The organism is Kitasatospora sp. NPDC088861, assembly GCF_044750105.1.
Taxonomy (GTDB): Bacteria; Actinomycetota; Actinomycetes; order Streptomycetales; family Streptomycetaceae; genus Kitasatospora.
Genome location: NZ_JBIVJF010000003.1, coordinates 430,239 through 448,288, shown reverse-complemented (window position 1 = coordinate 448,288; position 18,050 = coordinate 430,239). Strand labels below are relative to the sequence as shown.

Here is an 18,050-nt window from a genome sequence, read left to right as displayed (position 1 = left end):
ACGACATGTCAGAAGAGAAGCTTCCGGAGTCACACGGCTCCGCCGGTGACGTCGCCGCGCACGGCGACCCGTTCGCCGACCCGGGCCTTCCGGCCCACGAGCCCCGCCGCACCGACATCGACGAGCGGGCCGCCCAGCGGGCCGAGCGTCAGGTCTCGCTGATGTTCGTGGTCTCGATGCTCGCCACCATCGGCTTCATCGCCTCGTACGTGGCCATCGACCCGGACAAGATCGTCTACATCTTCCCGCTCGGTCACGTCAGCGCGCTGAACTTCGCGCTCGGCCTGACCCTGGGCGTCGCGCTGTTCATGATCGGCGCGGGTGCGGTCCACTGGGCCCGCACGCTGATGTCGGACGTCGAGCTGCCGGCCGAGCGCCACCCGATCGAGGCTGACGACGAGGTCCGCGCGGACGTCATCGAGCAGTTCAAGACCGGTGCCGCCGAGTCCGGCTTCGGCCGCCGCAAGATGATCCGCAACACCCTCATCGGCTCCATGGCGCTGGTCCCGCTCTCCGGCGTGGTCCTGCTCCGCGACCTCGGGCCGCTGCCCGAGAAGAAGCTGAAGGAGACGGGCTGGAACGAGGCGACCCCGGCCAAGCCCCTGCAGCTCATCAACATGAGCACCAACCTGCCGATGAAGGCCGAGGACATCGTCATCGGCTCGCTGACCTTCGCCATGCCCGAGGGTCTGCACGTCCACGACGAGGACTTCCAGCAGGCGATCGCCAAGGACGCCCTGATGCTGGTGCGCATCGCGCCGGACGACATCAAGGACGACCGGTCGCGGGAGAAGGCCTTCGAGGGCATCCTCGCCTACTCCAAGATCTGCACCCACGTCGGCTGCCCGATCAGCCTGTACGAGCAGCAGACCCACCACGCGCTCTGCCCCTGCCACCAGTCGACCTTCGACCTGGCGGACGGCGCGCGCGTGATCTTCGGCCCGGCCGGCCACCCGCTGCCGCAGCTGAAGATCATCACTGACGAGAAGGGCTACCTGGTCGCCACCGGCGACTTCGACGAGCCCGTCGGCCCGAGCTACTGGGAGCGTGCTCGATGAGTACGAGCAGCACCACCGGTGCCGCCAAGCCCGCCAGCACGCGCGCCAAGCCCGCCAACAAGTGGGAGGCCGCTGCTGACTGGACGGACGGCCGGGTGGGGATCTACTCCCTCGCCAAGGCCAACCTGCGCAAGATCTTCCCGGACCACTGGTCCTTCATGCTGGGCGAGATCTGCCTCTACACGTTCGTCATCATCATCCTGACCGGTGTCTACCTGACGCTGTTCTTCAAGCCGTCGATGGCCGAGGTCGTCTACAACGGCTCGTACGTGCCGCTCAAGGGCATCGGGATGTCCGAGGCGTACGCCTCGACGGTGGACATCAGCTTCGAGGTCCGCGGCGGTCTGCTGATCCGGCAGATCCACCACTGGGCCGCCCTGGTCTTCGTGGCCGCGATGCTCGTGCACATGATGCGCGTGTTCTTCACCGGCGCGTTCCGCAAGCCGCGTGAGATCAACTGGGTCTTCGGCTTCCTGCTGCTGATCCTGGGCATGTTCGACGGCTTCTTCGGCTACTCGCTGCCGGACGACCTGCTGTCGGGTACCGGTATCCGCTTCATGGAAGGCGCGATCCTCGCCGTCCCGCTGGTCGGCACCTACATCCAGATGTTCCTGTTCGGGGGCGAGTTCCCCGGCCACGACATCGTGCCGCGCTTCTTCACGATCCACGTGCTGCTGATCCCGGGCATCATGCTCGGCCTGCTGGTGGCGCACCTGATCCTGGTCTTCTACCACAAGCACACCCAGTGGGCGGGCCCGGGCAAGACCGAGAAGAACGTCGTCGGCATGCCGCTGATGCCGGTCTACATGGCCAAGGCCGGTGGCTTCTTCTTCCTGGTGTTCGGTCTGATCGCCGCCATCTCGGCGATCGCCACGATCAACCCGATCTGGGCGTACGGCCCGTACCGCCCGGACCAGGTGTCCACGGACGCCCAGCCCGACTGGTACATGGGCTTCTCCGAAGGCCTGATCCGCGTCATGCCGGGCTGGGAGGTCGGCCTGTGGGGCCACACCCTGAACCTGGGTGTCTTCATCCCGCTGATGATCTTCCCGCTGGTCCTGGTCTCGATCGCGGTCTACCCGTTCATCGAGGGCTGGATCACCGGCGACAAGCGCGAGCACCACATCCTGGACCGCCCGCGCAACGCGCCCGTCCGCACCGCGCTCGGCGCCGCCTGGATCAGCCTGTACCTGGTGCTGCTGGTCGGTGGTGGCAACGACCTGTTCGCCACCCACCTGCACCTGTCGATCAACTCGATCACCTACTTCGTCCGCGTCGGCTTCTTCGCGGTGCCGGTCATCACCTTCATCGTCACCAAGCGCTGGTGCCTCGGCCTCCAGCGCCGGGACAAGGAGAAGGTGCTGCACGGCCGCGAGACGGGCGTCATCAAGCGCCTGCCGCACGGCGAGTTCGTCGAGGTGCACGCCCAGCTGCCGCAGAAGGACCTGTACAAGCTCACCGCGCACGAGCAGGTCCAGCCGGTCGAGCTGCCGGCCCAGACGGACGAGAACGGCGTGGCCAGCAAGGCCGGCCTGCTCGGCCGCACCCGGGCCAAGCTGTCCCGCGGCTTCTACGGCGGCAGCGCCCAGATCCCCAAGCCGACCTCCGAGGAGCACCACGAGATCACCAGCGGCCACGGCCACCACTGATCCCGTACGCCCCGCAGCGTCACACCCGAGGGCCGCTGACCAGAGTTCTTCTGGTCAGCGGCCCTCGGGCTTTCCCGTCCCCCGTCCGCACCCTCCAGGAGCTCCCGTGCAGCTGTCCGTCGACCCCGCCGCCGCCACTCCCCCGTACGAGCAGATCCGGGCCCAGATCGCCGAGCGGGCCCGTTCCGGCGAACTGCCGACCGGGCTGCGGCTGCCCACCGTCCGGGCCCTGGCCGAGGAGCTGGGGCTGGCCGCCGGGACGGTCGCCCGGGCGTACCGGGAGCTGGAGGCGGACGGCGTGGTGGAGACCCACGGCCGGCGCGGCACGCTGATCGCGGCCACCGGCGACACCGCGCACCGGCTGGCCGCCGCGGCCGCCGCCGAGTACGCCGAGCGGGCGACCCGGCTCGGGCTCCCGCGGGCGGATGCGCTGGCCGCGGTGGACGCCGCCCTGCGGCTGGCCTACCAGGAGGCCTGAGAAGGCGCTCCAGGGGCCCTCAGGCCTCCGGGCGGATCATCCCCGAGGCGTGGGCCTGGGAGGCCGGCGCGGTGGTGCTGACGGGCTCTCCGAGGGCGCTGTGCTTGACCCAGTCCGTCCAGGAGATGTTCCAGTCCCCGAAGCCGTTGCCGAACGGCTCCATGGTGGCGCCGCGGCTGTTCACCACCGTCACCAGGTCCCCCACCCTGGTGTTCTGGAAGAACCACTTGGCGTTCTCGGTGCTCATGCCGGTACAGCCGTGGCTGACGTTCTCCAGGCCCTGCGAGCGGACCGACCAGGGCGCCGCGTGGACGTACTCGCCGCTCCAGGTGACGCGGGTGGCCCACTCCACGTTGAGGTCGTAGAACTCCGAGCTCCCGGCCTTTATCCCGATCGTCTCGCCGTTCATCCGGACGGACCGCTCCTGGCCGAGCACCACCTTGACGCCGTTGCGGGTGTCGAAGCCGGGCTTGCCGGTGGTCACCGGGATGCTCCGCACCAGCTCGCCGTCACGGCTGAGGGTGAGCACGTGGGCGGCCGCGTCGACCACCGTCTCGACCCGGGCACCGATCCGCAGGCCCAGCGTGCTGCGGTCGCCGCCGTAGAGGCCGTCCTCGATCCGGACGCCGGTGCCGTCGAAGGCCAGCGAGACGGTGGTGCCGGCCGGCCAGTACTCCTGCGGGCGGAAGTGCAGTTCCTTGTCGCCCACCCAGTACCAGGCGCCGGTGACGGCGGGCTGGGAGCTGACGGTCAGGACGCGCTCGACCTCCTGGCGGGCCTGCGGGTCCTGCACCGCCTCGGAGAGCTGCACGGTGAGCGGCTGGCCGACGCCGTAGATGCCGCTGCCGGAGGAGTCCGGGCCCAGCTTGGCGGTGAGCAGGCGCTGGGCGGCGAGGGTGCTGAAGTCCGCCGTGGTGTCGCCGCGGCCGCCCTTGCCGTCGTCGGCGGCGATCCGCACCGAGTAGTCGGTGTCGGCCTTCAGCCGGCCGGTGGTCTGCCAGCTGTGCTGGTCCTCGGCGAGCTGACCGGCCACCACCCGGCCGTCCGGGCCGGTCACGGTGACGTCGGTGAGCCGGCTGCCGGGCACGGACGTCACCGTGAGCGGCTTGGAGGGGTCGACCTTGCCCCCGCCCTCGGCCGAGAGGTGGACGAACGCGGCCGCGTCGATCCGGTGGGGGCCGACCGCCTCGCCGCCGCCGGACGAGCAGGCGGCCAGCGGGGCCAGTACTGCGAGGGTCAGCGAGATGCCGCCGATACCTGCGATTCCGCGCCTGTCGGCCATGAAACGCCTCCGAGGGTCCGCACGATTGCTCAGATCGTAGGAACGAGGCTGGCCGAAGCGACATCGGAGCGACCCCGCGTTCACCCGGGTGAGTGGTTTCGTCACCCTGGAGACGCAACGGGGCCGGTCCTCCCCGTGCGGGAGGACCGGCCCTGTCGTCGTCGGCGGAACCCGGGAACCTACTGGTTCTGGTTCTCGCCCCGGTAGAACTCGAAGACCCAGCCGAAGAGGCCGATCAGGATGATCGGGATCGACCAGAACAGCAGCCACCAGCCGAAGATCACTCCGAGGAACGCCAGCGAACCGCCGATCGCCAGGGAGAGCGGCTGCCAGCTGTGCGGGGCGAAGAAGCCCAGCTCGCCGGCGTCGTCCGCCACCTCGGCCTCGGGGTTGTCACCCGCGCCGCTGTCCACCCGGCGGGCGGTGAAGGCGAGGTAGTACCCGATGAAGGCGCAGAGCGCGAAGGCGAGGAACAGCGCCGTGGTGCCGGCCGCCTCGATCCCGTGCTCCGAGTGGTTGGTCCACAGGCCGTAGGTGACGGCCATCGCGAGGACGAAGACGGCCAGGCCGAGGAAGATCTTTCCCTGTTCCTTCATCAGACGTCGCCCTCCTTCTTGCCCTTGTCCAGCTTCGGGGCGTCGTACTTCGCCGGGGTCACGCCGGCGAGGTGCTTGGCCGGCTCACCGTGGTTCTCCAGGTAGTCCAGCGCGGCGATCTCCGGGTGGTGGAGGTCGAAGGCCGGGGATTCGGAGCGGATCCGGGGCAGGGTGAGGAAGTTGTGCCGCGGCGGCGGGCAGGAGGTCGCCCACTCCAGCGAACGGCCGTAGCCCCACGGGTCGTCGACCTCGACCTTCTCGCCGTACTTGGCCGTCTTCCACACGTTGTAGAGGAACGGCAGCATCGAGGCGCCGAGCACGAACGACCCGATGGTCGAGACGGTGTTCAGCGTGGTGAAGCCGTCCGAGGCCAGGTAGTCGGCGTAGCGGCGGGGCATGCCCTCCGCGCCGAGCCAGTGCTGGACCAGGAAGGTGGTGTGGAAGCCGAAGAACAGCGTCCAGAAGGTGATCTTGCCGAGGCGCTCGTCCAGCATCTTGCCGGTCATCTTCGGCCACCAGAAGTGGAAGCCGGCGAACATCGCGAAGACGACGGTGCCGAAGACCACGTAGTGGAAGTGGGCGACGACGAAGTACGAGTCCGAGACGTGGAAGTCGATCGGCGGGGAGGCCAGCAGCACACCGGTCAGACCACCGAAGAGGAAGGTGACCAGGAAGCCGACCGTCCAGAGCATCGGCGTCTCGAAGCTCAGCGAGCCCTTCCACATGGTGCCGACCCAGTTGAAGAACTTCACACCGGTCGGGACCGCGATCAGGAAGGTCATGAAGGAGAAGAACGGCAGCAGCACCTGCCCGGTGACGTACATGTGGTGCGCCCACACCGTCACCGACAGACCGGCGATCGCGATGGTGGCCGCGATCAGGCCGGAGTAGCCGAACATCGGCTTGCGGCTGAAGACCGGGATGATCTCCGACACGATGCCGAAGAACGGCAGCGCGATGATGTACACCTCGGGGTGGCCGAAGAACCAGAACAGGTGTTGCCACAGCATCGCCCCGCCGTTGGCGGGATCGAATACGTGGGCCCCGAATTTACGGTCCGCCTCCAGGGCGAACAGCGCGGCGGCCAGGACCGGGAAGGCCAGCAGGACCAGCACGGCGGTCAGCAGGACGTTCCAGACGAAGATCGACATCCGGAACATCGTCATGCCGGGGGCGCGCATGCAGATGATCGTGGTGATGAAGTTGACCGCACCGAGGATCGTGCCGAAGCCGGAGAAGGCCAGGCCCATGATCCACATGTCGGCGCCGACGCCCGGCGAACGGACCGCGTCCGACAGCGGGGAGTAGGCGAACCAGCCGAAGTTGGCCGCGCCGTTCGGGGTCAGGAAGCCCGCCACCGCGATGGTCGAACCGAAGAGGTACAGCCAGTACGCGAACATGTTCAGACGCGGGAACGCCACGTCCGGGGCGCCGATCTGGAGCGGCATGATCCAGTTCGCGAAGCCGGCGAACAGCGGCGTCGCGAACATCAGCAGCATGATCGTGCCGTGCATCGTGAACGCCTGGTTGAACTGCTCGTTCGACAGGATCTGGGTCCCGGGACGAGCCAGCTCGGCGCGCATGACCAGCGCGAGGATGCCGCCGATCAGGAAGAAGGCGAACGACGTACCCAGGTACAGGGTGCCGATCGTCTTGTGGTCGGTGGTGGTCAGCCACTTGATGATGGTCGAACCCGGCTTGCGGGTCCGCTGCGCCCCGACCGTGACGGCCCCGGCGCCCCCGCCGGCCGCGGCGGGCTCGTTGAGGATGGTCACTTCTCTTCACTTCCCATGGTCGTGATGCCGGAGGGCAACGCGCCGGTCTGGCCCTTGGCCCGGAGGTCCGCCAGGTGCTTGTCGTAGTCGGCGCGGTCGACGACCTTGACGTTGAACAGCATGCGCGAGTGGTCGGTGCCGCAGAGCTCCGCGCACTTGCCCATGTACTCGCCCTTGACGGTGGGGGTGACCTCGAACCGGTTCACCACGCCCGGCACGACGTCCATCTTCATCATGAAGTTGACGGGCCAGAAGTCGTGGATGACGTCACGCGAGGTCAGCCGGAACTGCACCGACTCGTCGACCGGCAGCCAGAGGGTCGGAACCTCCTTGGGCGTACCGACGTCGTACGCGGCGTCCTTGTTGGCCGGGTCGGGGTTCTCGGTGTTCTCGTAGTTGAACGCCCAGCTCCACTGGAAGCCGACCACGTTGACCGTGTGCTGCGGCTTCTCGGAGACGGCGATCAGCTTCGACTCGTCGCGGGCGACGAAGTAGAAGAGCACCGACACGATGATGATGGGGACCGCGGTGTAGAGCGCCTCGATGGGCACGTTGTACCGGGTCTGCGGGGGGACCTCCACGCCGGTGCGGCTGCGCCGGTGGAAGATCACGCTCCAGATGATCAGACCCCACATCAGTACGCCGACCACCAGAGCCGCGATCCAGGAGCCCTGCCACATCTGGAGGACCATCGGCCCTTCCTTGGTGACGGGGCTCGGGAGGCCAAGCCTGGGGAGGTCGTTGGCCGAGCAGCCGGTGGCGGTCGCGATGACGAGGCCCAGTGCCAGCGCCTGAGGCAGCTTCCGCCGCATCGTGCGCCGCGGCGAGCGGTCGGAGCCGTTGGGACTCACGTAGCGCCTTCCCGAAGTCTCGCCCGCCTTCGCGTCGCCCCGCGGAGGATTGTGAGCCTCCCCGGCGACCCGTCCACGGGCACGGTTTGAATGCTTATGCGGGCCAAACCCTACTCCAGCCTTATGCGCTCCTGACGGGCAGCCCCCGGTAACGCGCCGCCCGGTCGCCCGATCAGGCCCGGCAGGGGCTGCGCCGCAGGTCATCGTAGGCATTCGAGGTCCTTACGCCCGATCGGGGGATGACCTCGAACCACGCGGGTGACGGTCCGTCGGACGCGGACGAAGCGGACATTCGGGGTGATCGACTGACGGCCGGTAAGCGACGTCGTCGGACCGGAAAGCCTCCGGGTGTGTCGTTAAATGTGACCGTGTACTTCGATGCGGCCTCGACGGCCCCTCTGCACCCCGTCGCACGACAGGCGCTGACCGCCGCCCTGGACGAGGGCTGGGCCGATCCGGCCCGGCTGTACCGCTCCGGCCGGCAGGCCCGGATGCTGCTGGACGCCGCCCGCGAGACGGTGGCCGAGGCCCTGGGAGCCCGGGCGGACGAGATCGCCTTCACCGCGAGCGGGACGCAGGCGGTGCACCTGGGCATGCTGGGCGCGCTGGCCGGCCACCGGCGGCGCGGCGGCCACCTGGTGCACTCGGCGGTCGAGCACTCCAGCGTGCTGCACGTCGCCGAGCGTCAGGAGGCGGGCGGTGGCACCGTCTCGGTGGCGCCGGTGGACCGCGCCGGGCGGGTCGACCCGGACGTGTTCGCCGCGCTGCTGCGCGCGGACACCGCGCTGGCCGTCCTGCAGAGCGCCAACCACGAGGTGGGGACGGTCCAGCCGGTCGGCGAGGTCGCCGGACACTGCCGCGAGGCCGGTGTCCCGCTGCTGGTCGACGCCGCGCAGAGCGTCGGGCGGGTGGACGTCCCGGCCGGCTGGTCGCTGCTGACCGCCAGCGCGCACAAGTGGGGCGGGCCGCCCGGCGTCGGGGTGCTGGCGGTGCGCAAGGGCGTCCGGTACGCCTCGCCGCTGCCGGCCGACGAACGCGAGGGCGGGCGGGTGCCCGGCTACGTCAACGTCCCGGCGATCGTCGCCGCGGCCGCCTCGCTGCGGGCCGTCCGGGCCGAGGCCGCGCGGGAGAACGCCCGGCTCCACGCGCTGGTGGAACGCATCCGGGCCCGGGTGCCGCAGCTGGTGCCCGAGGTGGAGGTGGTCGGCGACCCGGTGCGGCGGCTGCCGCACATCGTCACCTTCTCCTGCCTGTACGTGGACGGCGAAGTGCTGCTCACCGAACTGGACCGGGCGGGCTTCGCGGTCTCCTCCGGCTCCTCCTGCACCTCCTCCACCCTGACGCCGAGCCATGTGCTGGCCGCGATGGGGGTGCTCACCGAGGGGAACGTCCGGGTCTCGCTGCCGCCCGGGACGGCCGAGGCCGACGTCGAACGCTTCCTCACCGTGCTGCCGGAGCTGGTCGCCGGCGTCCGGGCGCCGCTCGGGCTGGACCTGTCGGCCCCGGAGCCGGAGCCGGCGGCCGGGCCCCTGCTGGTGATCGACACGCTGGGCAAGCGCTGCCCGCTGCCGGTCATCGAGCTGGCGAAGCGGATCGGCGAGGTGCCGGAGGGCGGCACGGTCGCCGTGCTCGCGGACGACGAGGCGGCCCGGCTGGACATCCCGGCCTGGTGCGGGATGCGCGGCCAGGAGTACGCGGGCGAGGCCCCGGCCGCCGACTACGGCGGCGACCGGGGCTCGGCCTACCTCGTCGTCCGGCGGACTACTTGACCAGGTGCGCGCGGATGTCCGCGGCGGCCTCGGCGCCGTAGGCGTCCTCGAAGCGCTTCAGGAAGGCGGTCGGGCGCAGCTCGTACTCCTGGGTGCCGACGGTCTCGATCACCAGGGTGGCGAGCATGCAGCCGAGCTGGGCGGCGCGCTCCAGGTCGAGCTGCCAGGACAGGCCGGTCAGGAAGCCGGCCCGGAAGGCGTCGCCGACGCCGGTCGGGTCGACCTTCGCCTCCTCGGCGGCGCAGCCGACCAGGATCGCCGCCTCGCCCTTGCGCTCGATCCGCACGCCCTTGCTGCCCAGGGTGGTGATCCGGGTGCCGACCCGGGTGAGGATCTCCTCGGCGTCCCAGCCGGTCTTGCTCTCGATCAGCGCGGCCTCGTACTCGTTGGTGAAGAGGTACGCGGCGCCGTCGACGATGTCGCGGATGTCGTCGCCCTCCAGGCGGGCCAGCTGCTGGGAGGGGTCGGCGGCGAAGGCGAAGCCGCGGGTGCGGCACTCCTGGGTGTGGCGGACCATGCCCTGCGGGTCGTCGGCGCCGATCAGGACGAGGTCGAGGCCGCCGACGCGGTCGGCGATCGGCTTGAGCTCGATGTTGCGGGCCTCCGCCATGGCGCCGGTGTAGAACGAGGCGATCTGGTTGTGGTCCTCGTCCGTGGTGCACATGAAGCGGGCGGTGTGCCGGGTCTCGGAGATGTGGACGGAGTTGCAGTCCACGTTGTTGCGCTCCAGCCAGCTGCGGTACTCGGCGAAGTCCGCGCCGGCCGCGCCGACCAGGATCGGGCGCAGCCCGAGCACGCCCATGCCGAACGCGATGTTCGGCGCGACTCCGCCGCGGCGGATGTCCAGGGTGTCGACCAGGAAGGACAGCGACACGGTGTGCAGCTGCTCGGCGACGAGCTGGTCGGCGAACCGACCGGGGAACGTCATCAGATGGTCGGTGGCGATCGAGCCGGCGACGGCGATACGCACGGGAGGTCTCCTCAGGATGGCTGCGGGGCCAACGGGCAAGCACGGGTGAACCCACACACGGTACCGGGCTCGGGGCGGGCGGCAGCAAGACCGCCGCAATCCGCCGGCCCGCAGTGCCATCGTGGCACCCGTCACCGTCGAACGTGTACTACCTCCGGGTAGCACTGGTGGGTGGGCCGAACCCCGGCCTAGGGTCGGCAGCAGGGGCCCCGCCGAGCCGGGCGGGCCCCGTCGTCGACCGTGGCAGTGCGGCCACGGCCATGGATCGGAGCGATGCCCGATGATGCCCAGCCACGCCCCGCTGCCCGCCCTCCGGACCGAAGCCGACGGCGAGAGCCTCGACGCGCTGGTGAGTTCGTCCCGGCGGCTGCGCCGGTTCTGGCCGCTGCTGGCGACCGGTCCCGAGCCGGCCGCGCCCGCCCGGGAGGGGTTCCGGGTGCCGTCCGACGCGCAGCGGCTGGTCGCCGGGATGGCCGAGTACGGCATGTGACCCGGCGCCCGCCCCGGCCCGGGGCGGGTGGAACCGAAGTGGAACCGGATCCGACCGGGTCACGTCACATCCGCGCGGAGCGGCCGAGCGGGCGGCACCGCTGAGCCCTCGGGAGGATGTGCAGATGGACCTGGAGACGATGCCCCGGCGCGGTCGGCGGGCGGTGGCCCTGGCGGGCCTGGCGCTGGCGGCGGTGGTGACGGTGGCCGGGTGCAACGGGGACGGCAAGACCTCGTCGGACTCGGCGGCGGGCGGCGCGGCCACGACCTCGGCGGGCGCGAGCGCCTCCCCGGAGGCCCCGGCGTCCTCCGGCGCCCCGTCCGCGCCGGCTCCGACAGCGAGCCCGTCGGCCACGTCGGACCAGCCCGGCCAGACGCCGCCGACCAAGTGGGCCCCCACCGCGGCCTCGCCCGCCCCGGGGCAGCCGTCGACGGCCGGTTCCGGGGGCACTCCCCCGGGCCCCGGGATCGCGGTGGGCGAGCCCGACCCGGCCGGGTCCGGGGCGCGCCCGGCGGTCTCCTACCGGGTGGACGGCAGCAACGGGCTGACCGTCTACTTCTTCGGCGGGGTCTGCCAGAAGTACGCGTTGAAGGCGGACGAGTCGCACCCCGGCCGGGTGGACGTCAGGATCGTGGTGGCGGCGCCGGTGCAGCCCGGGCAGGTCTGCAACGCGCTGGCCAAGCGGCAGTCGGTGTCCGCCGATCTGCGCTCGCCGCTGGCCGGGCGGACGGTGACCGACCAGTCGAGCGGCCAGAACGTGCCGCTGGAGGCCGATCCGCACATGGGCCCGGACCCGGTCACTCCGGACGTCGCCGGCCAGTAGCCGCGACAACGGTGCGGAACGCGGAGGCGGCCCCGGGGATGATCCCCGGGGCCGCCTCCGTACCGCGGCTCGAACGAGCGTCGAGCGGTGCTGCCTAGCTGAACGAGTCGCCGCAGGCGCAGGAGCCGGTGGCGTTCGGGTTGTCGATCGTGAAGCCCTGCTTCTCGATGGTGTCGACGAAGTCGACGGTGGCGCCGCCCAGGTACGGGGCGCTCATCCGGTCGGTGACGACCTTGACACCGTCGAAGTCCTTGAGCACGTCGCCGTCGAGCGAGCGCTCGTCGAAGAACAGCTGGTAACGCAGGCCGGAGCAGCCACCGGGCTGGACGGCGACGCGAAGTGCGAGGTCGTCGCGGCCCTCCTGCTCCAGCAGGCCCTTGACCTTGGCCGCGGCGGCATCGGTAAGGAGGATGCCACTCTCGACGGTGGTCTCGTCCTGGACGGTCATCTGCTTTCTCCCGGTCTTTGACGACGGTTTGCCCCCAGTGCCAACCAACGGCCGTCCGGATTCATTTCCCGAACGGCGATTGTCTTCGTCGGCTTGCTGGTGGCGGAATTTCCGTGGGCCGGGTGTGCCACCCGCGTCCCCTACGCTCCCCATGCTCGCACAACCCGGGAGGGTGGGTCACCGCCCGAGCCGCGGAATCCGGGGAACCCGCCCCGGGCCGGGCCCGCGGACGCCAGGATGGTGGCCATGATCCTGCGCCAGGTCAGGGACACCGCCGCCGACGCGGAGGCCGTCCAGGAGCTCTCCCTCGCCGCGTTCGCCGATCCGGCCCTGCCCGGTCCGGCGCCCGCACCGACCCCGCTGCAGCTCGCCCGGACCAGACATCTGGCCCGCACCGATCCGGAGGGCTGCTGGCTGGCGGAGAGCGGCGGGGAGCCGGTCGGCGCGGTGCTGTCGATGCGCCGGGAGGGCTTGTGGGCGCCGTCGCTGTTCGCGGTCCGGCCGCAGGCGCAGGGCAAGGGCGTCGGGCGGCTGCTGCTGGAACGGGCGGCGGCACACTCGCGGGGCTGCCTGCGCGGGATGGTCTGCGCGTCGGCGTCCCCGGCGGCGGCCCGCCGCTACCGGCTGGCCGGGTTCACCCTGCACCCGGCGATGCGGCTGACCGGGCGGGTGGACCGGGCCGGGCTGCTCGACCCGGGGGACATCCCGGTGCACCGGGGCGGCGCCGTCCACCGGCACCTGCTGGACTCGGTGGACCGGCGGCTGCGCGGGTCCGCGCACGGCCCGGACCACGAGCTGATGCTGGGCCACTTCGAGGAACTGCTGATCGCCGACGCGCTGGCCGGCAGCGGCTACTGCTACCGGGACGGCGGCGAGGTGAAGCTGCTGGCGGCCACCACCAAGCGGATCGCCGCCCGGCTGCTGCGCGAGGCGCTGGCCCGGGTGCCGGACGGGGTCGAGGCGCGCGTGGAGTTCCTGACCGCCGAGCAGGAGTGGGCGCTGGACGTCGGCCTGGAGGTGGGGCTGACCCTGCGGAGCCGGGGCTTCGTCGGGCTGCGCGGGATGCGGCCGCCGGCGCCGTACCTGCCGAGCGGCGCCTTCCTCTGAACCACGGGACGACGGAACGACTGGACGACTGGACGACGGGCCCCCCGCCGGCTGCCTGCTCCGGCGGGGGCCACGGGTCACCGGGGGCCGATCAGGCCATGGTGTCCAGGATCTCCCGGACCATGTCCATCGTCGTGCCCGGGTGCAGGAAGGCGAAGCGGGCGACCGTCTCGCCGTCCCAGCCGGTGGGGGTGACGAAGCCGATCTGGTCCGCGAGCAGCTGTTGCGACCAGCGGTAGTAGTCCTCGTTGGTCCAGCCCTTGCGCTTGAAGCAGACGGCCGAGAGCTGCGGGTCGAACAGCAGCTCCAGGTGGTCGGTGTCGCGGATGAGCTGGGCGGTGTCCCGGGCGAGCGTGAGGCCGGCCTCGATGGCGTCGGTGTAGGCCTGGGTGCCGTGGACGGCGAGGGAGAACCACAGCGGCAGGCCGCGGGCGCGCCGGGTGAGGTGGTAGGCGTAGTCGGTGGGGTTCCACTCGTCGCCCTCGGTGTGCAGGACGTCGAGGTAGGAGGCGTCCTGGGTGTGCACGGCCCGGGCGAGCTGCGGGTTGCGGTAGATCAGCGCGGCGCAGTCGAAGGGGGCGAACAGCCACTTGTGCGGGTCGACGACGAAGGAGTCGGCGTGCTCGATGCCGTTGTAGCGCTCGCGCACCGAGGGGGCGAACAGGCCCGCGCCGCCGTAGGCGCCGTCGACGTGGAACCAGAGGTCCCGCTCGCGGGCGACCTCGGCCAGGCCCTTGAGGTCGTCGACGATGCCCTCGTTGGTCGTCCCGGCCGTGCCCACGACCGCGATGACGGTCTCCGGGTTCGGGTCGGCGGCCAGCGCGGCGCGCAGCGCCTCGCCGGTGAACCGGCGGTTCACGGTGGGGACCTTGAAGGCCTCGACGCCGATGATGTTGAAGGTGTTCTTGACCGAGGAGTGGACCTGGTCGGCGACGGCGATCCGCAGCCGCGCCTCCGGCCCGACGCCAAGCTTGCGGCGGGCGGTGTCGCGGGCGACGACGAGGGCGGAGAGGTTGCCCGCGGAGCCGCCGGAGACGAAGGTGCCGCCGGCCGAGGCGGGCAGGCCGGCGCGGTCGGCGATCAGGCGCAGCACCTGGTTCTCGGCGGCGATCGCGCCGGCCGCCTCCAGCCAGGAGATGCCCTGCAGGGACGCGCAGGAGACCACCATGTCGAAGAGCAGCGCGGCCTTGGTCGGGGCGCACGGGATGAACGACAGGTAGCGCGGGCTGTCGGCGGAGATCACCGCGCGGGACAGCTCGTGGTCGTAGAGCTTGAGCACGTCGGCGGGGGCGTTACCGTCCGCGTTCAGCAGACCGGCCAGCTGGGCGCGCAGGTGCTCGCCGTCACCGGGGTGGTCGAGCGGGACGGGGTCGTACTGCAGCCGGTCCCGCATGTAGTCGAAAACCAGGTCGACCAGTTCGTTGTCGGGCCGGTGCATGCGGTCGGGGGCTGCGGACACGGCTGTCCCTCTCGGCTGTGGGGTGTCGGGGGATGCCCGGTCGGCGGGGCGGTTCACCGCGTGGACCGGACGTGATCAGCGTAGGCAGCGGGAGGGGTTCGCCGCGCGTCGGAACCCGGCTGGTCAGGCAGCTTTCGGGCGTCTTCGGGCCGGTCCGCGCAGGATTCCTGCGCACCGGCCGGAGGGGGCCGGACGGGGGCCGGCGGGCTAGGGCGCGCCCTAGCCGATGAGCTGGGAGAGGACGACCGAGGAGCGGCTGCGCTGGACGCCGGGCTCGCGGCGGATGCGCTCGATGACGGCCTCCAGGTGCCGCATGTCGGCGGCGCGCAGGTGGACCAGGGCGTCCGGGTCGCCGGTGACCGTCCAGGCGGCGACCACCTCGGGGAACTGGCGCAGGCTGGCGAGGATCTCCTCGGGGGCGGTCCGCTCGCGGCAGTAGACCTCGACGAAGGCCTCGGTCTGCCAGCCGAGCACCGACGGGTCGAGCACCACGGTGAAGCCCCGCACCACGCCGCGCGCCCGCAGCCGGTCGATCCGGCGGCGCACGGCGGTGGCGGAGAGGTTGACCTGGAGGCCGATCTCGGCGTACGAGGCGCGGCCGTCGCGGCCGAGCCGGGCGAGCAGGAGCCGGTCGGTCTCGTCCAGGTCGGTCCCGACCACCTCGTGCGCTCGGCTGCTGGTCATCGGTGCGGGGCTCCACGGGTCGTACGGGTCGGTTGCGGCCTCGGGCGGCGGGCCCTCGGACGGAGGGCGGTAGGGGCGGCTGCCGAAACGGTTCGCCAACCATTCTGGCGGATGTCAGGAGCGAGTTCACCGCTGGCAGATGACGGCCGGTGGTCCGTCGGTGGTCCGCCGCCGGTCGGCAGCCGGTCCGCCGTCAGTCCGCCGTCAGTCGGCCAGCAGGACGATCTTGCCCCGGGTGCGGCCCTCGGCGCTGAGCGCCTGGGCGGAGGCCGCCTGGGAGAGCGGGAAGGTGGAGGCGACCGTGACGGTCAGCCGGCCGTCGTCGGCCAGCGCAGCCAGTTCGGCGAGGTCCGCGGCGTCCGGGCGGACCCAGACGTAGTGGCCGCCGAGGGCCTTCACCCCGAAGTCGGTGATCGAGGCGATCCGGCTCTGGTCCGCCACCAGGCTCGCCGAGAGCGGGACGGCGCCGTGGCCGACCAGGTCGAGGGCCGCGTCGATCCCGCCCGGGGCGAGCGCCCGGACCCGGTCGGCCAGGCCCTCGCCGTAGAGCACCGGCTCGGCGCCGAGGCCGCGCAGGTAGTCGTGGTTGCGCTCGCCCGCGGTGCCGATCACCCGGGCGCCGAGGGCCCGGGCGATCTGGACGGCCAGGTGCCCGACCCCGCCGGCCGCGGCGTGCACCAGCAGGGTCTCCCCCGCCCGCAGCCGCAGTGCCTTGAGGCTCTGCAGCGCGGTGAGCCCGGCCAGCGGCAGGCCGCCGGCCTGGGCCCAGTCCAGTGCGGCCGGCTTGCGGGCGAGGGTGCGGACCGGGGCGGAGACGAGTTCGGCGTAGGTGCCGTGCTCGACGGTGTCCTTGCGGACGTAGCCGTAGACCTCGTCGCCGGGCGCGAACTCGGTGACGCCGCCGCCGACGGCGCGGACCACGCCGGCCAGGTCCCAGCCCATGACGAGCGGGAAGTGCGCGTCCAGCAGGCCGTCCAGGGCGCCGTCCCGGATCTTCCAGTCCACCGGGTTCACCCCGGCCGCCCGCATCCGCACCAGGACCGAGTCCGGACCGACCTTGGGGTCGGGCAGGTCGGTGTACTCGACGACTTCGGGGCCGCCGTAGCGGTTGATCGCGATTGCCTTCATGGCCTCAGCCATACCCGGGCCCGGCCGGATATCGATTCGGCCACGCGAGGACCACCCCAAAACGGTCATCCGGTTCCGCCAGGGTCCGATTCGGCGAGCGGTTCTCGTCACATCGACAGGATGGCCATCGTCACTCTGACACCAACCGGTTATCATAGATAGCGTCAGATAGACGAAAAGGCTTCAGGCTTGATCGGCCGCACAGAAGGGCACCCGCCCGTGACCACCACCATCACCGAGACCCACGGCGTCGACCCCACTCCGACGCCGCTCGCTCTGCTGCTGCTCGGCCGCGAGGCCGACCCGAACAGCGAGCGCGGCGTCGAGTGCCCCGGCGACCTCCCCCCGGCCTCCGACCCGAACCTCGTCGAGCGCGCCCGCGCCGCCAAGGCCGCGCTCGGTGACCGCGTCTTCATCCTCGGACACCACTACCAGCGCGACGAGGTGATCGAGTTCGCCGACGTCACCGGCGACTCCTTCAAGCTCGCGCGGGACGCGGCGGCCCGCCCGGAGGCCGAGTACATCGTCTTCTGCGGCGTGCACTTCATGGCCGAGTCCGCCGACATCCTGACCGGCGACGCCCAGCAGGTCGTCCTCCCGGACCTCGCGGCCGGCTGCTCGATGGCCGACATGGCCACCGCCGAGCAGGTCGCCGAGTGCTGGGACGTGCTGACCGACGCCGGCATAGCCGACGTCACCGTCCCGGTCTCGTACATGAACTCCTCCGCCGACATCAAGGCCTTCACCGGCAAGCACGGCGGCACCATCTGCACCTCCTCCAACGCCGAACGCGCCCTGGAGTGGGCCTTCGAGCAGGGCCAGAAGGTCCTGTTCCTGCCCGACCAGCACCTCGGCCGCAACACCGCGGTGCGCGATCTGGGCCTCTCGCTGGACGACTGCGTCCTGTACAACCCGCACAAGCCGAACGGCGGCCTGACCGCCGAGCAGCTGCGGGACGCCAAGATGATCCTGTGGCGCGGCCACTGCTCGGTGCACGGCCGGTTCAGCGTGGACTCGGTGAACGACGTGCGCGAGCGGATCCCCGGCGTCACCGTGCTGGTGCACCCCGAGTGCAAGCACGAGGTCGTCTCGGCCGCCGACATGGTGGGCTCGACCGAGTACATCATCAAGGCGCTGGACGCCGCCGAGCCCGGCTCCAAGTGGGCCATCGGCACCGAGCTGAACCTGGTCCGCCGCCTGGCCAAGGCCCACCCGGACAAGGAGATCGTCTTCCTGGACCGGACGGTCTGCTTCTGCTCCACCATGAACCGGATCGACCTGCCGCACCTCGTCTGGGCGCTGGAGTCGCTGGTCGAGGGCCGGGTGCCGAACGTGATCACCGTCGACCCGGAGACCGAGAAGTACGCCAAGGCGGCGCTGGACCGGATGCTGGCCCTGCCGTAGCCGGCCCGGCCGCCGGGACACGACGAAGGGCGGGTCCCCTCCCACCGGAGGGGACCCGCCCTTTCGTCTGGCACCGGCC

The 18,050-nt window shown here is 71.3% G+C and carries 17 protein-coding genes; 8 read left to right on the top strand and 9 right to left on the bottom strand.

What is annotated here, in order from left to right; all coding sequences use genetic code 11:
• Positions 1-5 precede the first annotated feature (5 nt).
• The 3 genes from ACIP37_RS08750 (at position 6) to ACIP37_RS08740 (ending at position 3,185) form a co-directional block, all read left to right on the top strand.
• Positions 6-1,058 (top strand): Rieske 2Fe-2S domain-containing protein, encoded by a 1,053-nt coding sequence (locus ACIP37_RS08750; RefSeq protein WP_363583006.1) that lies wholly within the window; start codon positions 6-8, stop codon positions 1,056-1,058.
• Entirely contained in the window at positions 1,055-2,707 is a 1,653-nt protein-coding gene (locus tag ACIP37_RS08745) for a ubiquinol-cytochrome c reductase cytochrome b subunit (protein ID WP_363583008.1), read from the top strand. The genes ACIP37_RS08750 and ACIP37_RS08745 overlap by 4 nt, the downstream gene beginning before the upstream one ends.
• 106 nt (positions 2,708-2,813) lie before the next feature.
• A complete protein-coding gene (locus ACIP37_RS08740; protein WP_063347288.1) occupies positions 2,814-3,185 on the top strand; it encodes a GntR family transcriptional regulator in 372 nt (123 codons plus the stop codon).
• Positions 3,186-3,204: 19 nt separating this feature from the next.
• Here the strand turns inward: ACIP37_RS08740 and ACIP37_RS08735 are convergent, their stop codons facing one another.
• The 4 genes from ACIP37_RS08735 to coxB all read right to left on the bottom strand — a co-directional run bounded on the left by ACIP37_RS08735 (position 3,205) and on the right by coxB (position 7,689).
• Positions 3,205-4,467 (bottom strand): Ig-like domain-containing protein, encoded by a 1,263-nt coding sequence (locus ACIP37_RS08735; RefSeq protein WP_363583010.1) that lies wholly within the window; start codon positions 4,465-4,467, stop codon positions 3,205-3,207.
• 179 nt (positions 4,468-4,646) lie between these two features.
• Complete coding sequence (locus ACIP37_RS08730; RefSeq protein ID WP_063347290.1) at positions 4,647-5,063, bottom strand: cytochrome c oxidase subunit 4; 417 nt, start codon at positions 5,061-5,063, stop codon at positions 4,647-4,649.
• The gene (gene ctaD, locus ACIP37_RS08725) at positions 5,063-6,838 is read right to left on the bottom strand and encodes a cytochrome c oxidase subunit I (protein WP_063347291.1); all 1,776 of its coding nucleotides are present in this window, start codon (positions 6,836-6,838) and stop codon (positions 5,063-5,065) included. Before ctaD ends, ACIP37_RS08730 begins: the two co-directional genes overlap by 1 nt.
• A complete protein-coding gene (gene coxB, locus ACIP37_RS08720) occupies positions 6,835-7,689 on the bottom strand; it encodes a cytochrome c oxidase subunit II (RefSeq protein ID WP_363583012.1) in 855 nt (284 codons plus the stop codon). The genes ctaD and coxB overlap by 4 nt, the downstream gene beginning before the upstream one ends.
• A 368-nt stretch (positions 7,690-8,057) precedes the next feature.
• Between coxB and ACIP37_RS08715 the strand changes: the two genes are divergently transcribed.
• Positions 8,058-9,458 carry a cysteine desulfurase/sulfurtransferase TusA family protein gene (locus tag ACIP37_RS08715; protein ID WP_400805611.1) on the top strand — a complete coding sequence of 467 codons (1,401 nt, stop codon included), beginning with the start codon at positions 8,058-8,060 and terminating at the stop codon, positions 9,456-9,458.
• On the opposite strand, the gene ACIP37_RS08710 is transcribed toward ACIP37_RS08715, so the two are convergent.
• A complete protein-coding gene (locus ACIP37_RS08710) occupies positions 9,451-10,428 on the bottom strand; it encodes a carbohydrate kinase family protein (RefSeq protein ID WP_363622249.1) in 978 nt (325 codons plus the stop codon). The genes ACIP37_RS08715 and ACIP37_RS08710 overlap by 8 nt on opposite strands.
• Positions 10,429-10,708: 280 nt before the next feature.
• On the opposite strand from ACIP37_RS08710, the gene ACIP37_RS08705 reads away from it, so the two are divergent.
• Together ACIP37_RS08705 and ACIP37_RS08700 are read left to right on the top strand one after the other, a co-directional pair.
• Entirely contained in the window at positions 10,709-10,918 is a 210-nt protein-coding gene (locus ACIP37_RS08705; protein WP_350886337.1) for a hypothetical protein, read from the top strand.
• 124 nt (positions 10,919-11,042) lie between these two features.
• Positions 11,043-11,741 carry a hypothetical protein gene (locus tag ACIP37_RS08700; protein WP_363583018.1) on the top strand — a complete coding sequence of 233 codons (699 nt, stop codon included), beginning with the start codon at positions 11,043-11,045 and terminating at the stop codon, positions 11,739-11,741.
• 94 nt (positions 11,742-11,835) lie between these two features.
• On the opposite strand, the gene erpA is transcribed toward ACIP37_RS08700, so the two are convergent.
• Positions 11,836-12,189, bottom strand: coding sequence for an iron-sulfur cluster insertion protein ErpA (erpA, locus tag ACIP37_RS08695; protein ID WP_030391519.1), 354 nt, complete (start codon positions 12,187-12,189; stop codon positions 11,836-11,838).
• Between the two features lie 246 nt (positions 12,190-12,435).
• Between erpA and ACIP37_RS08690 the strand changes: the two genes are divergently transcribed.
• Positions 12,436-13,296: a GNAT family N-acetyltransferase gene (locus ACIP37_RS08690; RefSeq protein WP_400805608.1), complete on the top strand. Its 861-nt coding sequence runs from the start codon at positions 12,436-12,438 to the stop codon at positions 13,294-13,296.
• 91 nt (positions 13,297-13,387) lie between these two features.
• On the opposite strand, the gene ACIP37_RS08685 is transcribed toward ACIP37_RS08690, so the two are convergent.
• The 3 genes from ACIP37_RS08685 to ACIP37_RS08675 form a co-directional block, all read right to left on the bottom strand.
• Positions 13,388-14,755 carry a pyridoxal-dependent decarboxylase gene (locus tag ACIP37_RS08685; RefSeq protein ID WP_244293334.1) on the bottom strand — a complete coding sequence of 456 codons (1,368 nt, stop codon included), beginning with the start codon at positions 14,753-14,755 and terminating at the stop codon, positions 13,388-13,390.
• Between the two features lie 219 nt (positions 14,756-14,974).
• On the bottom strand, positions 14,975-15,439 hold the full coding sequence (locus tag ACIP37_RS08680) for an Lrp/AsnC family transcriptional regulator (protein ID WP_363580968.1): 465 nt from the start codon (positions 15,437-15,439) through the stop codon (positions 14,975-14,977).
• A 204-nt stretch (positions 15,440-15,643) separates the two neighbouring features.
• The gene (locus ACIP37_RS08675; protein ID WP_363580966.1) at positions 15,644-16,567 is read right to left on the bottom strand and encodes an NADP-dependent oxidoreductase; all 924 of its coding nucleotides are present in this window, start codon (positions 16,565-16,567) and stop codon (positions 15,644-15,646) included.
• Between the two features lie 219 nt (positions 16,568-16,786).
• On the opposite strand from ACIP37_RS08675, the gene nadA reads away from it, so the two are divergent.
• Positions 16,787-17,971, top strand: a complete 1,185-nt coding sequence (nadA, locus tag ACIP37_RS08670) for a quinolinate synthase NadA (RefSeq protein WP_400333622.1) — start codon at positions 16,787-16,789, stop codon at positions 17,969-17,971.
• Positions 17,972-18,050 lie beyond the last annotated feature (79 nt).

What these genes read in the sequence shown, in the direction of transcription:
- erpA (WP_030391519.1), bottom strand. Translation starts at nt 12,189, where the DNA reads ATGACCGTCCAGGACGAGACCACCGTCGAGAGTGGCATCCTCCTTACC.
- ACIP37_RS08730 (WP_063347290.1), bottom strand. Translation starts at nt 5,063, where the DNA reads ATGAAGGAACAGGGAAAGATCTTCCTCGGCCTGGCCGTCTTCGTCCTC.
- ACIP37_RS08680 (WP_363580968.1), bottom strand. Translation starts at nt 15,439, where the DNA reads ATGACCAGCAGCCGAGCGCACGAGGTGGTCGGGACCGACCTGGACGAG.
- ACIP37_RS08700 (WP_363583018.1), top strand. Translation starts at nt 11,043, where the DNA reads ATGGACCTGGAGACGATGCCCCGGCGCGGTCGGCGGGCGGTGGCCCTG.
- ACIP37_RS08735 (WP_363583010.1), bottom strand. Translation starts at nt 4,467, where the DNA reads ATGGCCGACAGGCGCGGAATCGCAGGTATCGGCGGCATCTCGCTGACC.
- ACIP37_RS08690 (WP_400805608.1), top strand. Translation starts at nt 12,436, where the DNA reads ATGATCCTGCGCCAGGTCAGGGACACCGCCGCCGACGCGGAGGCCGTC.
- ACIP37_RS08675 (WP_363580966.1), bottom strand. Translation starts at nt 16,567, where the DNA reads ATGAAGGCAATCGCGATCAACCGCTACGGCGGCCCCGAAGTCGTCGAG.
- ACIP37_RS08750 (WP_363583006.1), top strand. Translation starts at nt 6, where the DNA reads ATGTCAGAAGAGAAGCTTCCGGAGTCACACGGCTCCGCCGGTGACGTC.
- ACIP37_RS08705 (WP_350886337.1), top strand. Translation starts at nt 10,709, where the DNA reads ATGATGCCCAGCCACGCCCCGCTGCCCGCCCTCCGGACCGAAGCCGAC.
- ACIP37_RS08745 (WP_363583008.1), top strand. Translation starts at nt 1,055, where the DNA reads ATGAGTACGAGCAGCACCACCGGTGCCGCCAAGCCCGCCAGCACGCGC.